Source organism: Paenibacillus sp. FSL K6-2862, assembly GCF_038005125.1.
Classification (GTDB): domain Bacteria; phylum Bacillota; class Bacilli; order Paenibacillales; family Paenibacillaceae; genus Paenibacillus; species Paenibacillus illinoisensis_A.
Genome location: NZ_JBBOSN010000001.1, coordinates 5,091,937 through 5,105,359, shown reverse-complemented (window position 1 = coordinate 5,105,359; position 13,423 = coordinate 5,091,937). Strand labels below are relative to the sequence as shown.

At 46.9% G+C, this 13,423-nt stretch carries 16 protein-coding genes; 12 read left to right on the top strand and 4 right to left on the bottom strand.

Annotation, left to right across the window (positions count from 1 at the left end; genetic code table 11):
* Positions 1-37: 37 nt before the first annotated feature.
* The 6 genes from MHB82_RS23025 to MHB82_RS23000 all read left to right on the top strand — a co-directional run bounded on the left by MHB82_RS23025 (position 38) and on the right by MHB82_RS23000 (position 3,940).
* The gene (locus tag MHB82_RS23025; protein ID WP_341175943.1) at positions 38-583 is read left to right on the top strand and encodes a GrpB family protein; all 546 of its coding nucleotides are present in this window, start codon (positions 38-40) and stop codon (positions 581-583) included.
* A 530-nt stretch (positions 584-1,113) separates the two neighbouring features.
* Positions 1,114-1,566: a GNAT family N-acetyltransferase gene (locus tag MHB82_RS23020; RefSeq protein WP_341175942.1), complete on the top strand. Its 453-nt coding sequence runs from the start codon at positions 1,114-1,116 to the stop codon at positions 1,564-1,566.
* Positions 1,567-1,654: 88 nt separating this feature from the next.
* Entirely contained in the window at positions 1,655-2,134 is a 480-nt protein-coding gene (locus MHB82_RS23015; protein ID WP_341175941.1) for a DinB family protein, read from the top strand.
* A 92-nt stretch (positions 2,135-2,226) separates the two neighbouring features.
* Entirely contained in the window at positions 2,227-3,102 is an 876-nt protein-coding gene (locus tag MHB82_RS23010) for an aminoglycoside phosphotransferase family protein (RefSeq protein WP_341175940.1), read from the top strand.
* 117 nt (positions 3,103-3,219) lie between these two features.
* A complete protein-coding gene (locus MHB82_RS23005; protein WP_341175939.1) occupies positions 3,220-3,546 on the top strand; it encodes a hypothetical protein in 327 nt (108 codons plus the stop codon).
* 46 nt (positions 3,547-3,592) lie between these two features.
* The gene (locus MHB82_RS23000) at positions 3,593-3,940 is read left to right on the top strand and encodes a hypothetical protein (RefSeq protein ID WP_341175938.1); all 348 of its coding nucleotides are present in this window, start codon (positions 3,593-3,595) and stop codon (positions 3,938-3,940) included.
* A gap of 156 nt (positions 3,941-4,096) precedes the next feature.
* Here the strand turns inward: MHB82_RS23000 and sdaAA are convergent, their stop codons facing one another.
* The 4 genes from sdaAA to MHB82_RS22980 form a co-directional block, all read right to left on the bottom strand.
* Positions 4,097-4,972 (bottom strand): L-serine ammonia-lyase, iron-sulfur-dependent, subunit alpha, encoded by an 876-nt coding sequence (sdaAA, locus tag MHB82_RS22995; protein WP_095359693.1) that lies wholly within the window; start codon positions 4,970-4,972, stop codon positions 4,097-4,099.
* 50 nt (positions 4,973-5,022) lie between these two features.
* Positions 5,023-5,691, bottom strand: a complete 669-nt coding sequence (gene sdaAB, locus MHB82_RS22990; RefSeq protein ID WP_095359692.1) for an L-serine ammonia-lyase, iron-sulfur-dependent subunit beta — start codon at positions 5,689-5,691, stop codon at positions 5,023-5,025.
* A 4-nt stretch (positions 5,692-5,695) separates the two neighbouring features.
* Positions 5,696-7,138 carry a M20 family metallopeptidase gene (locus MHB82_RS22985; RefSeq protein WP_341175937.1) on the bottom strand — a complete coding sequence of 481 codons (1,443 nt, stop codon included), beginning with the start codon at positions 7,136-7,138 and terminating at the stop codon, positions 5,696-5,698.
* Between the two features lie 103 nt (positions 7,139-7,241).
* A complete protein-coding gene (locus MHB82_RS22980) occupies positions 7,242-8,480 on the bottom strand; it encodes an MFS transporter (RefSeq protein ID WP_341175936.1) in 1,239 nt (412 codons plus the stop codon).
* Between the two features lie 147 nt (positions 8,481-8,627).
* Between MHB82_RS22980 and MHB82_RS22975 the strand changes: the two genes are divergently transcribed.
* The 6 genes from MHB82_RS22975 (at position 8,628) to MHB82_RS22950 (ending at position 13,398) form a co-directional block, all read left to right on the top strand.
* Complete coding sequence (locus MHB82_RS22975) at positions 8,628-10,697, top strand: helix-turn-helix domain-containing protein (RefSeq protein WP_341175935.1); 2,070 nt, start codon at positions 8,628-8,630, stop codon at positions 10,695-10,697.
* A 91-nt stretch (positions 10,698-10,788) separates the two neighbouring features.
* Entirely contained in the window at positions 10,789-10,959 is a 171-nt protein-coding gene (locus tag MHB82_RS22970) for a hypothetical protein (protein ID WP_176476059.1), read from the top strand.
* 62 nt (positions 10,960-11,021) lie between these two features.
* Positions 11,022-11,411: an immunity protein TriTu family protein gene (locus MHB82_RS22965; protein WP_341175934.1), complete on the top strand. Its 390-nt coding sequence runs from the start codon at positions 11,022-11,024 to the stop codon at positions 11,409-11,411.
* Between the two features lie 127 nt (positions 11,412-11,538).
* Positions 11,539-12,357 carry a purine-nucleoside phosphorylase gene (locus MHB82_RS22960; protein WP_341175933.1) on the top strand — a complete coding sequence of 273 codons (819 nt, stop codon included), beginning with the start codon at positions 11,539-11,541 and terminating at the stop codon, positions 12,355-12,357.
* Positions 12,358-12,558: 201 nt separating this feature from the next.
* On the top strand, positions 12,559-12,888 hold the full coding sequence (locus tag MHB82_RS22955) for a GRAM domain-containing protein (protein WP_127538729.1): 330 nt from the start codon (positions 12,559-12,561) through the stop codon (positions 12,886-12,888).
* A gap of 69 nt (positions 12,889-12,957) precedes the next feature.
* Positions 12,958-13,398, top strand: coding sequence for a GNAT family N-acetyltransferase (locus tag MHB82_RS22950; RefSeq protein WP_341175932.1), 441 nt, complete (start codon positions 12,958-12,960; stop codon positions 13,396-13,398).
* Positions 13,399-13,423: the final 25 nt, after the last annotated feature.

Genomic DNA, 13,423 nt, shown 5'->3' with positions numbered 1-13,423 from the left:
ATAGCCAATACATATCGAAACGAGGTTGAGGTCCTGTATGGAAGAGCAATGGAGAATTGCAACGCATGACCCGGCATGGAGGTCGTTGTTTCTAGAGACGGGATCCAGATTGAGGGAGGCATTAGGAGAAAAAGCTCTTCGCATCGACCACGTCGGATCAACTTCTATCACCGGTTTAGACGCCAAACCCATTATTGACATTCAAATTTCGGTGTTGCATCTTGATAACTTACCGGATTTCCAGTTGGATATTGAAAGGGTCGGCTTTGTATTTAGGGAGGATAATCCGGATCAGAGCAAAAGATATTTTCGCGAAGCACCTGGGAATAGACGAACGCATGTACACGTTAGGCAAGCAGGGAGTTTTTCGGAGCAGATGACATTGCTGTTTAGGGATTATTTACGAGAACATCCACTGGATTGCCTGAAGTATGCGGAGGAAAAGCACAGGCTCATGAGTTTATACAAGGAACAACGTTCGAAGTATGTGGAGGGCAAAGGGCCTGTAGTGTGGGAGATCTTGCAGGAAGCCCATCTGTGGTCTCAGGAAGTAGGCTGGAAACCGGCGGATTCGGACGTATAAGTACCTTGTATTAATTGTGGATACCCATATTGGAGTGGTGAAATGAACCTGGGTAGAAAGCTGTTAACTTCACTTTTAACCGTAATCTTGTTTAGTTTAGCTGCAAGCTTGTTATCCATGAGTGAAACCTATGATTTTGGTTTTTATATTGCAGTGTACCCTATATATGCAGCTCCGTTGATCTTTTTGATAGGCTTACCTTTGTCGATCGTAGTAGACTTCTTGGTGAACAAAATCAGATTTACTAATCATGTACTCTACCTAATTGTAAAATTACTGAGTTACGCATGCGCTGGGTTCGTTGGCATGTAAATATTTTATCTGTTGATGGGTGCTGGAGAAGATATTTTGAGGTATAGAGAAACTATTATCTTAACCTTGTTTGGTGTACTTGCAGCGATTATCTTTGTGCTGGTCGATCTTGCTTTGGAGGCTCTTTTCAAGGCTCGTAAAAAGCAGCTGTAGTCAACATGGTATTAGGAATTGATCCATTTTATAAAAGGGTGATGGTTGTGATATCTTACCGACGGTTGGAACCACAGGATCCGGAATTTGTTAAGCGATTAATGGAGGAATATGCGTTACAGTTTCCCGCTTTTATCATTAACCTCTATCCAGAACGATGGGCGAGCTATTTCAATCATTCCAGTAATTCGGAATACTGGGTTGCAGTTGAGATGAACCAGATTGTAGGACATGCCGGGTTTATGTATAACAATGATGAAAAATCGTATGAAATCGTAGGTGTTGTTGTATCACCCAGGCATCTGAGAAAGGGAATCGGGAAAACTCTTCTGGACCATGTATGTGAAGCGATTCAAGAAAAAGGAGTAACTGAAGTTATGCTGCACACCCTCGGCCATCCTGATAATGAAGATACACTAGTATTTTATAAATCGATTGGTTACTCGGTATCGAAGTTTGAGAAGGATTATTTTCAAGCAGGCTATTCGCGCGTTACGTTTAGGAAGAGTTTGAATTAATGGAAATTATGTAATAAATCAGTATGAAAAGAGATTGAGCCGTTCAGAAGAGTAGATAAAGAACACAACCGAAAAAGGAGGAATGGAAATGGAAACTTTTTTTCGTTATAACTGGATGGTGCGCGAACAGTGGTATGCGTGGTGTGAGGACCTACCGCTTGAAGAATTGCTGCGGACTCGTACAGGCGGGGTAGGGAGCATCTTGCAGACATTTTTTCACATCATTGATGTGGAATGGAGTTGGCTTCAGATTCTGCAGGGTAAGCCGGATGGAGCGGAAGATTTTGAACACTACAAGAGCCTTGAAGCGGTGCGACAATTCGATCGCAAGCTGCGTCCCGATGTAGAGGCATTTGTTTTGGGGTGGGACACGAGCATGGAAAAGAAAGCTCATATCGATCATCTACCAAATGGAAAAGTTGTAATTGATTCATGGGGAGAAGTGATGCGCCACGTCATCGCTCATGAAATTCACCATATGGGACAATTGTCGGTATGGGCCAGAGAATTGGGCAAGGAACCGGTGTCTGCCAATGTGATTGGTAAAGGTCTGATTACCCCTGACTGACCCCGGATCGGGTAGACCGATGACCGACTAAAAAATGATGAGAACGATCTATTTTACTGGGGATAGGGCCATGTTCTGAAGAGGAGGAAGTGATGACCATCGAACTTAGCCGTATGAATTGGATCCAATTGGATGAAAGTCTAAGGCTTATGATGAAAGGGGGATACGAGGTTATTCCTTTGTCACCTGGACTGGAAGCAGATGTGATGAAAATCGTACTTGATGATCAGCCGTATGTTCTGAAGATATGGAACAAGGATTCCAAACCGAATGTCGGCAACCAATATAAGCTGTTATCCAAACTACTCCATAATGGTATCCGTGTCTCCACACCTTATGGCTGGGGCAGGGATGAGGAGCATAATCAAGTACTGTTAACGAGCTATGATGGCGTGCCTGTGACTGAATTAACATCTTCCAAGTTGGCACATTTGGCTCAAAATTTAATGGAGGTCCATCGTTATCCGTTGAATGAAGCAGGTACAGGAGAAAATGGAGCGTACATATCCAGGTATGATTTTGTTGGTTATTTCTTTCCTTCCATAGAGCTCTACGAAGACATAAACACTCATCTGTCGCACCTTCTTCAACGCGTCCAGCTCAGGCAGGATTGCTTAATCCATGGGGATTATAATCTGGGTAACATTCTTGAAATGGAGGACGACTACACCATTATCGACTGGACGAACGGACAGCTGGGCGACCCGAGGTACGATGTTGCATGGTCTGTTTTCCTTATTACGATCTACAGTGGCGAGAGTTATGGCGAGTCGTATTGTGCTGAATTCAGGCGCATAGCCAGTTACTCGTTGGAGGATGAGAAAGTATTTGAGGCCATTGCTTGTCTACGTTGGATTCTGTTAAGCCGCGTCGGCGATGTGCCCCTGGGACCGAAGGTAATGCAGCGAGTTCATAGGATTTCCATCCATAATCCATATTTGCATGAGGAACTATTGCAATGGAGATAAGATGCCAAAGGAAGTTGATAGAACGGATACAGACATGCACAAACATTTTGGTGACTTAAACTTGTCTACAGAAGATTCAAAATCTATGAATAAGTATGCACGTGTTTGGAAAAATGCATGAGTAAACAGATGAAATCCATGCTTATTTTTATGGCTGGAATACTACCGACGGTAATCTCCATTCAAATCATGATTCATTATTTTCCTGCTACAGGTTTGGGGAGAATAATAACCATCCCTTTCACTTATATAGTGAACTCAATCATATTAATGGTTGCCATCTTCGTTACAAGATTGATTGGTGCAAAAAGGAAATTTGCATGGGTGCTTAAACGTTCTATTTGGGTAATCGTTATTACCTTACATATCGCGATTGTTATTTATATGCATCCTCAAGAAAATGGAGATACACCGTGGCGGCTAATCATGAATAGCCTGTCCTAAACGATCGTTTCCTGCATATCTATGGTATAGAGGAGCGTGATAGGTCATGGAACATAAGGTGCAAACCTATTTTCAACTGAAACAGCAGCAAAAAGAAATTGAGCAGCAATTATCTGTACTTCGAGATGAGATTGTGGCATATTGTGCCGAACAAGGGGTATATGAGACACAGGTTGGCGGTTATACGGTGAAAACGGTGCTTCAGCACCGCAAGGAATATGATGACCAGAAGCTGTATGCCGCACTGCCTGATCCGGATATTTGGCGACTGCTGTCCAAGGTAGATAGTCATAAGCTGAAAAGCTTGATCAAGCTGAACGTGTTATCCGAAGAGCAAATCAGTCCTGCGTGTACCGTAAAACAGGTTACGCTGCTGCAGGTGGACAAGCTATAGCTGTAGCCCCCTTTAGTTCAACAGAACTTAACTGAAGAATGTACGAGCTGTTCATTGGTTGAAATACATCATATACGTCAAACAAAAAAACAGGCATGCATTTACCTTGAGAGGCGTTCTGACCGTCTCTCTGAGTGTAAATGACATGCCTGATCTTTATTTATGCTGCAAATCCCGTGTGATTTTGCGGCCTGTTGGCGTTTGGGCAAGGCCGCCGCCTGCCGTTTCGCGTAATGATTCAGGCATGGCCGATCCAACCTCAAGCATGACCTGTACCACCTCATCGGAAGGGATTACACTGCGGACTCCGGCCAGCGCCATATCGGCGGCTCCGAGAGCAGTAATGGCACCAAACCCGTTCCGTACGATGCACGGAATCTCGACAAGCCCTGCTACCGGATCGCAGATCAGACCAAGGGTATTCTTCAGCGCAAGCCCAACGGCGTGGATGGCCTGGGAAGGGGACCCGCCCCGGATATCCACCAGCGCTCCAGCTGCCATCCCGATGGCTGACCCCACTTCCGCCTGACACCCGCCTTCCGCACCAGAGATGAACGAATTGTTGGCAATGACATAGCCGATTGCCCCGGAGGCGAATAGGCCGTAGACCATCTGTTCATCGGTCCAGCCGAATCGCTCCTGGCTGCTGATAAATACCCCGGGAATAATGCCGCAGGAACCCGCTGTCGGTGTAGCAATAATTCGACCCATCGAGGCATTGACCTCGGATACCGCAAGTGCGTAACTCATCGACAGACTGGCATGGTCACCGAGCATGGACTGTCCATCTGCACGAAAAGCCATCAATTTACGGGCGTCTCCTCCAGTTAAGCCGCTTTTGGAAGTGGTATCGGTGTGAAGACCTTGATGCACGGCACTTTTCATAATCTCATAATACTCTTGCATCTGGCCGAAGACGGTACCCGTGTCTTCGCCTGATTCATGACATTGCTCTTCCAGCATAAGCTGGCCGAGGGAAAGATTGCGGGTCTCCGCCAGTTCGGCAAGTTGTTTTAGTGTTCGAAAGTTCATTGGCGTAGGCTCCTTTATCGATTAAGCGGAAATCAGTTCCAATATTCAAATTAAAGATGGAGCAGCGTGACTTCCTGGACTTCCGGAATCACCTCAATCTGCCTGACCACGGCGGGGGCAATTCGGCCATCACATTCGAGCACCATCATGGCTTCACCTCGCCGGCTCTTACGATCCACGGACATGTGTCCGATATTAATGCGATTATCTACAAGCAGGCTGGTGACGACAGCAATGACACCTGGTTCATCGCTATGACGAATGATGAGTGTAGGATAGAGAGCCGTCAGCTTCAAGTTGTATCCGTTAATCCGGACAATTTCGATATTCCCTCCGCCTATTGACGTACCGATCATGTTTAATGTCCGAGTTCCCGCTGCGTTGGTCAGTACAATCTCTGTCGTGTTCGGATGCGGATACAGACCTGTTCCCGGACGGATGACAGTTTGCATGCCTGCCATGTCTGCATGGGCAAAAGCCTCGGGCAATCCGGGATCATCCGTGTCCATATCCAGAAGACCGCCAACGATGGCGGTGTCGGTACCATGTCCTTTGTACGTTGCGGCAAAAGAGCCAAACATGATGATTTCTGCATGGGAAGGGCATTCGCCAAACAGTTGTCTAGCCGTGCGTCCAATCCGTGCTGCTCCTGCAGTGTGGGAGCTTGACGGTCCAACCATGGCTGGACCGATAATGGAAAATACGTCTTTGAACCTCACAGTCTCATTCTCCCCGTTTGGGAGGCCGCACATCTGCGGGAACGAGGCAGTCGTACACTTCTCCGCCGAGTCTGTCCAGCAACTCCTGTTGTGCTTCCTTGACGATCTCTGGATGCAAAATGGATTCAATGGCCGTAGCTGCCATCGCTTTGGCAGCGAGCAGCATGCCCTTGTGAGCAAAACTACTCTTGCCCTGGGCAACGGTTTGCCAGGCATGAAGCGGCGTGCCAAAGGCCATCGTGGTTGTAATACACTGCGCAGTTGGCACATTCCAGCTGACATCGGCTACATCGGTTGATCCACCCATGAAGGTCTCCTTCTCATCTGAATAAGGAGCAATAAAGTTCGGCAGCGGTCGTTCAGCCAGAAGAGGGGCCAGTTCAGGACCAACTAACGCGCCAGCTTCCTGCTGATTTGGGAGAGGCAGCGTATCATAGATGGCTTTGGCATAATGGTATTCTTCCTCTGCATATTCGGGTGCACCGAAAGCCACGAGATGCTGATGCATCACTTTCTCAAGCGTGCTGTTCGGAATCAGGTTGGCGCATGCGCCTTCATATTTAAAATCCATCGTGGTTTCCGTCATCAGGGCGGCTCCTTCTGCGACCTTCACCAGACGTTCAAACAGACTCCGTACCTGAGCGCTTTTCGGTGCTCGTACGAGATAAGTGACCTCGGCTTCCGCCTGCACGACATTGGGTGCCAAACCGCCCGAGTTGGTAATGGCGTAGTGAATTCGGGCCTGATCAATCATGTGCTCCCGCATATAATTGGAACCGATGTTCATCAGCTCAACGGCATCGAGAGCGCTTCTACCCAGGTGGGGAGCGGCAGCAGCATGAGCACTAATGCCTTTAAACGTAAACGTGCCGTGAATGACTGCATTGGAGCTTCCATGCATAACGGCATTCATGGAGTGAGGGTGCCAGGAGAGTGCAGCATCCACATCCTTAAAGTAGCCCTCGCGAGCAAGATACGTTTTACCATACCCGCTTTCCTCGGCCGGGCATCCATAGAAACGCACAGTTCCTTGGGTATCCGGATGTTCCTGAAGATAGTCTTTGACTGCGACTGCTGCAGCCACAGCGCCTATTCCGAGCAGGTTATGTCCGCAGCCATGACCGTTACCACGCGGCTGAACGGGCTGATATGTGCTGATGCCTGCTTCCTGGCTGAGATCAGCAAGTGCGTCATATTCGCCCAGTAAGGCAATAACCGGCAGCCCCGAACCATAGGAGGCGATGAATCCGGTCTCCAGTCCGGCAACACCTTTGTCGATCGTGAAGCCTTCGGATTCAAGCAATTCGATCAGCAGCTCTGCGGATTGAAATTCATCGAACCTTGTCTCTGCAAATTCCCAGATTCGGTCACTGGCTTGGGTAAACAGCTCGCGTTTTCCTTCAATGGCGTCGGATATATATTGGGTTAGATCTATCGTTGTTGTCATGGGATACACCTCTTTACATGTATTTTATGGTGAACACGAAATGGTTTGTTTGTTATGGCATGATATTTTATCGAGAAAAAGGTTACTAAGCTAAGCTGCATCTTTAAACGGCCGTTGCCTGCATTTCGGAACTACTGTCTTGTTTCGAACGACGCGAGAAGAATAACGAAAGGGAGCAGATGAGGGCGAAGGCGATCAACATGATGAAGGCCGTTGCATAAGATCCTCCTGAAGCCTCTACCAGAAATCCAATCAGCATCGGTGTCAGGAAACCGGCAAGCTGTGCACCTGTGTTAATGAATCCATTAGCCGTTGCGACTACAGATTCGGGCATGGTTTTAAGGGATTTTGAGATGATGAGTGTGGAAATAAACCCAGCCATGGCCGTTACGATTGTCATGTACGTAATAAATGTGGCAATGCTTCCCGAGGAGCCCATGAGGTACAGGAAGAAGGCAACAAGTACACCGAATACGGAAGCGATAATCCGATCTTTGCCAGCCGGGATACGGTCGAGCACATAGCCACTGAGGAGCATGGTGAAAATGCTGACGACCGCCGGGATGGCTGCAAGCAGTCCCATTTCCGTCATATCCAGTCCCCGGACATTGACCATGTACGTTGGCATCCAGGATTGGAGTCCCCAGTTGACGGCATAAATACTGAAGTAGCTGATGAACAAGTTCCAGATCATAGGCGTTTTTAGCACGTCTTTAAGTGATGTTTTCGGTTGTTGGCCTGAAGCAGAAGCAGTAAGAGCCGATTTAGCAGGTTCTTTTAATAAAAAGAACATGAGCGCCGTGATGAGGATGCCCGCCGCACCGATGATGTAAAACAGGTTGCGCCAGCCAATGGTCACAAGGGCATGTCCAGTCATAATAGGAGTGACAACTCCCATAATTGCAGCGGACGCCAGCATGATCGACATGGCTCCACTTCGCTGATTGACCGGGAAGTTGGTGGCGATAGCTTTGGAACCAGAGGGGAAGAAGCTGCCTTCACCGATACCAAACAGGAAACGAACGAAGATAAGAGAAAGTAATGACCAGGCGGACCCGGTCAGAATGGTGAATATGGACCAGGAGAACAAGGAAACAAGAATGACCTTACGGTAGCCGAAACGGTCGGCGAGTGCTCCGCCTGGGATTTGCATAATGGCATACCCGAGGAAAAAGCTGCTGAGGATGATTCCTTGTGCGGAAGCACCCAGACCCAGGTCCTGAGTTATTCCCACAATGGCATAGTTGATGACGAAGCGATCGAGGTTGCCTAGGCACCAGCCGAGAAACAAGAGAGCGAGAACAATGTACTTAAAATGTTTGCTTTGCATGATTTTGGACATTGTGTTACCTTCTTTCTCATCAATTGTTAACTTGATTTCTGTGTTGATATAAAGTTACAGGATGAGAGGGTACCAACACAATGTATATATATGTATAATAAATTGTAGTTTTATGTGAAAACCTACATTGACTTGGGGGCGGCTCTGTTGAATGGAATCTTACATGAAATCCTGAGAGAACGGTTGGGGAAATGCGATTATGAGGTTTGGATCAGCAGTAATTGGGAAGATTGGGTGCTGAATGAAGCCATTGGCAAAAAGGAAAGTATACCACCTTGTTTTGCTGAAAGTCTCCCTCTTCAACACCCCAAAGTAGAACAAGAATCAGATGACGTTGTGTTAGTTTTTCTGCCATATAGCAATAATATATGTGTGGCAATTCGTGTTTTTAAGAACTGGCACTGTTCTGCGGAAGATTTAGTTACGCTATCCTCATTACTCTACCCGTATTATACGGAGGCTGTGGCCAGCAAGCATGAACGTGCCTTGAACGAAATCATGAACAGTATCCGTGATGTGACTCAGCTGTTAGATTTGAATGAGCTGTTGGGCAGGATTTTGGTGAGTGCGCTATCAGTCATTCCTTATGAATGTATCGGGGTGTTATGGAGATACGATCCTGCAATTGATGCACTGAAGGTTAAGGCGAGAGCTGGCGAAATGGGCGAGGACATGCTGAAAATGAAGCTGAAGCCGGGCGAAGGCATTATTGGAAATACGTTCAAGCGAGGCACTCCCAAACTATACAACAGTTTCTCCACAGTGGAAGATGATTTTGGCAACATGACCCCTGACAACAAGTATCATTTGAATTCGGCATACGACTTTCAGAATATCGGGTCAATCATTTCGGTGCCGATCAAGGTGGGAGGCGAGCCGGATTGCGTGTTAATCGTCTATCAAAAAGGTAGGGTCCCCATATTCACGGAATCGGATGTACGACTGCTGCAGAGCTTTGCCGATCAGGTTTCCATTGCCATCACGAATGCCCAGCTCTATGAGGATCTGAGCAAACGGAACGAAACGCTCATCAAACGAGACGAGATTCACTCATCCTTAATGCGGCTGTCCCTCCAAAATAAAGGTGCGGTATCCATCGTTAACGAATTGACACGTATCATTGGCGTGCCAATCGTATTTATCGATTTTATTGATAATGAATGGATTCCCAAACGGAGCAGCGTCCTGAATGATTGGGATATGGAGAAACTGCGCAATCTGTATGAATCCTTGCATCATCCTGATTATTTGACATGTATCAAGGGGGAAGAAAGCCAGGTATTTCAATATTTGTACCCGATTGCTTCGGCTAATCAATGTCTCGGTTATCTGATCATGCAAATGAATACTCCGCTGGAACCATTGCAGTTAATTGCGCTGGAGCAGGGGAGCTCCATTCTGGCTCTTGAACTGATGCGCAAGCAGTCTCTGGCTGAATTTTACTTCAAGAAAACACAGCAATTCTTCAATGAACTGAGACTTAGTCAGGACTCGGAGGATTACTGGCAGAAGTCAGGGGAGATCGGGATTGGTCCTTCAACATCCATCGTAGTGGGCCTTTTGGAGTTTGCGGATCGGTTGAACCCATCCACATATAGTCCATTATCCGTTCAGCTGATTGCTTATCTGAGAGAGAAAATGCCAAGCGGAACGCTGCCTGTTGCGTTTGGGGATGAGAGGCGAATTACTTTGCTGCTGATCGTGACCGATGCGGTTAAACCCGGTAAGCTGGAGCAGCAGTTCAGCTCCCTGGTGAAGGATTGGGAGAGTCGAAATCAGGTGAAATTATTCGGAGGCTTAAGTTCAATCCGTTCAGGCGTGGACGCGATTAATACGGGATTCCAGGAAGCGGATAAGGCACTGGCGTATCAGAAGACAAGGGGAGAACGGGGAACTATTCGGTATACGGATATTGGTGTCAACCGATTGTTCATCCGGCAATCTGCGGAGGATCTGAATACGTTTATGGCAGAGATCTTTGAGCCGCTACGACCTGCCAAAGGGCAGACCGGCGGACTGGAGGAAACGCTAATGACATATATGGCTTCCGGAGGATCTGCCGCCCAGACGGCAGCCACGCTTCATATTCATATCAATACACTGTATCAGCGGATTCGCAAAATTGAAGAGATTCTGGGCATGTCCTTGAGTAACCAGGAGCACCTGCTTCATCTGCAGCTGGCCTGTTATCTGCGGCAGACATACCGCTCATCTTGAATGAGCATCTGGATTTATTTGGTAAAATGTGATAGCGTTAAGCATAGAATTAGGCGTTTTTCAAATAAAGTCCCGAAATGAGGGTGGGAAGATGAATCACATCCGCAATTACCTGATTGCATTTATGGGAAATGTCACATTTACCTATTTTATTTTTGCTGAGGGCACCCTTAACAAGCCGTTGATGTTCGCCACACTGATGCTGCTGCTGATGATGGGGATGGATATTTTAAAAAGCAGAACCACACATACACTGAATTAAATACCATGAATCAACCGACTCTCTGGCTGGGGGTCGTTTTTTGTGTGCACAGGTGAAGCATAATGACTAGAAAGGAAACCAGTAGAATCTTGGCCATGCCAGTCGTTTGGGAGGTGCATATCACGTTGCTTCAAAAAAAATTCAGACAATGGGCCGAACAAAAGGCCGGCCAGCTGCAAAGGCTTCATATTACCACCGAACCAGTGAACCATGGCCATGTGAATGAACAGTATATTCCCGACCCCTCGACCGGGTTTGTTCATGAATCAGGGTTCGCCATGGGCCAAGTAACCGTCTGGGAGTCCGGACAAATGGAATACGAGGTAATAAATATCGAAACGGAAGAATTGATCTTGTGGAAGTATATAGAGCGGATTGAAGATGAAACTCCTGATTTTGGTAAGCTTTTGCAAGTATATATCCAAGTGTTACAGACGGGTGTTAATCCTTAACGTATACAGCGTGAGGGTGTCCAGATGTAATGGCTGCTGACTTCCATTTACATCATGTCCATTGTTCATTACACTTGAGGTATAGTTATACTAATCCCCAATACAGATTATCAGGAGGAAACCATTCATGCATCAATCTGAACATATTCAAGAAGCTAGAGATTACATATTAAACCGAATCAACACCAAGCCTGCCGTAGGCATGATCCTCGGTTCCGGACTTGGAGCACTTGCGGACGAGATCGAGAATGCTACAGTTATTCCCTATACGGATATTCCGTATTTTGCACAATCTGAAGCTGTTGGTCACGCTAACGAGCTGGTCATTGGTGAACTAATGGGCCAAACGGTCGTAGCCATGAAGGGACGTCTTCATTATTATGAAGGTTTCACGCTGGATGAAGTGACGTTTCCGGTTCGCATCATGAAGGCGCTGGGTGTCGAGCAATTGATCATTACCAATGCCTGCGGTGCGATCAACACAAGCTTCCAGCCAGGTCAGCTGATGCTCATTACGGATCACATTAACCTGGTAGGCAACAATCCCCTGATGGGACCTAATAACGCCGAACTGGGTGTACGTTTCCCTGACGTGTCCCAGGTATATAGCCGCGAGTTGCGCAGTATTGCAATTAAGGTTGCAGAAGAGCAGAAGGTCAGCCTGCAGCAAGGGGTGTATGCGTGGTGGAGTGGTCCTGCTTATGAGACACCAGCCGAGATTCGCATGATTCGGACAATGGGCGCGGATGCTGTAGGAATGTCTACGGTTCCTGAAGCGATCGTAGCCATTCATGGCGGCATGAAAGTGCTCGGCATTTCCTGTCTGACCAACATGGCCTGCGGCATTCTGGATCAGCCGCTCAGTCATGATGAAGTCATCGAAGTGGCTGCACAAGTGAAGACGACCTTTATCGGGCTGGTTAAAGGCATTCTGCAAGAGATGTAGGGAGGAGAGGCTTCTCCTTTTTATAGCAATAGCAACAGAGAAAAAAGCATTGTTCATGACGGATGATATCCGGTGGACTATGCTTTTTTTGATCATAATGATGTGCAAAAATATTCCTAAACGGCCAGAAACGACCTATAATAAGAGAGATTCAAACTGGTAGAATAATTAAGATCGGCTGATCAAAGGAGACTGACAGCAATGGAAGAGTTGGGTTCAACGGAATACGTCATTTTTGAACGCATCAATGCGAACTGGTTAAGGGGATTTGAAGGCGTTGGGGGGAAGCTGTTCCTTACCAATGAACGATTGGTCTTTATCCCACATGGCCTGAATATTCAGACCGAATGGCTTCAACTAGAGATCTGGGGCATGACCAAGATTGAGAAACGAAAGACATGGGGAATCATTCCTAATGGTATTTCCATTACGATGGAGGATGGACTTGTCTTCAAATTTGTCGTTTGGAACCGTTCGAAGATTATTCGCGAGATTATACGTGCCAAGAAAATGGATAATGAATTGATGTAGAAGTCAGCAAGCGGTAGTACATATGCGAAGAAACAGGTAGTTGAAGTAATGAATACGGAGGTCGCAATAATGAACCAACTAACGATGCATCAAGCTGTGCAGGAAGATGTGGAGCGGCTTGCTGAGTTGCGAGCTTTGGTTCTATATGATGATCTGACCAGATTGGGAAGGTACGATGAGGTGAAGGTTCGGGAACGTTTCCGGAACACATTTGACCCTGAGTATACATGGATCATCGAGGTCGAGGGTGAACTGGTGGGGTGTGTAGCGCTGAAGCCCAAGTTAGAGGAGATGTTACTGGAACATTTCTATATCCATCCCGACTATCAGGGTCGGCGAATAGGAAGTCAAGTGCTGAACATGCTGCTGAAACGGGATGAGGTCCGGGGCAGGCGTGTTACTTTAAATGTATTGCAGGGCAGTCCGGCTCGGCGATTGTATGAACGTTTTGGGTTTGTTTTGGACAGTGAAGATGAGGTGGATGTGTTCATGTCCGTTCAAGTGCAGTAATTGTTATGGTCAAATAGCAGCATCT

Coding starts and splice junctions, on each gene's coding strand:
- MHB82_RS23025 (WP_341175943.1), top strand. CDS start 38: ATGGAAGAGCAATGGAGAATTGCAACGCATGACCCGGCATGGAGGTCG.
- MHB82_RS23015 (WP_341175941.1), top strand. CDS start 1,655: ATGGAAACTTTTTTTCGTTATAACTGGATGGTGCGCGAACAGTGGTAT.
- MHB82_RS23010 (WP_341175940.1), top strand. CDS start 2,227: ATGACCATCGAACTTAGCCGTATGAATTGGATCCAATTGGATGAAAGT.
- MHB82_RS23005 (WP_341175939.1), top strand. CDS start 3,220: ATGAGTAAACAGATGAAATCCATGCTTATTTTTATGGCTGGAATACTA.
- MHB82_RS23000 (WP_341175938.1), top strand. CDS start 3,593: ATGGAACATAAGGTGCAAACCTATTTTCAACTGAAACAGCAGCAAAAA.
- sdaAA (WP_095359693.1), bottom strand. CDS start 4,972: ATGAACTTTCGAACACTAAAACAACTTGCCGAACTGGCGGAGACCCGC.
- MHB82_RS22985 (WP_341175937.1), bottom strand. CDS start 7,138: ATGACAACAACGATAGATCTAACCCAATATATATCCGACGCCATTGAA.
- MHB82_RS22980 (WP_341175936.1), bottom strand. CDS start 8,480: ATGTCCAAAATCATGCAAAGCAAACATTTTAAGTACATTGTTCTCGCT.
- MHB82_RS22970 (WP_176476059.1), top strand. CDS start 10,789: ATGAATCACATCCGCAATTACCTGATTGCATTTATGGGAAATGTCACA.
- MHB82_RS22965 (WP_341175934.1), top strand. CDS start 11,022: ATGACTAGAAAGGAAACCAGTAGAATCTTGGCCATGCCAGTCGTTTGG.
- MHB82_RS22960 (WP_341175933.1), top strand. CDS start 11,539: ATGCATCAATCTGAACATATTCAAGAAGCTAGAGATTACATATTAAAC.
- MHB82_RS22955 (WP_127538729.1), top strand. CDS start 12,559: ATGGAAGAGTTGGGTTCAACGGAATACGTCATTTTTGAACGCATCAAT.
- MHB82_RS22950 (WP_341175932.1), top strand. CDS start 12,958: ATGAACCAACTAACGATGCATCAAGCTGTGCAGGAAGATGTGGAGCGG.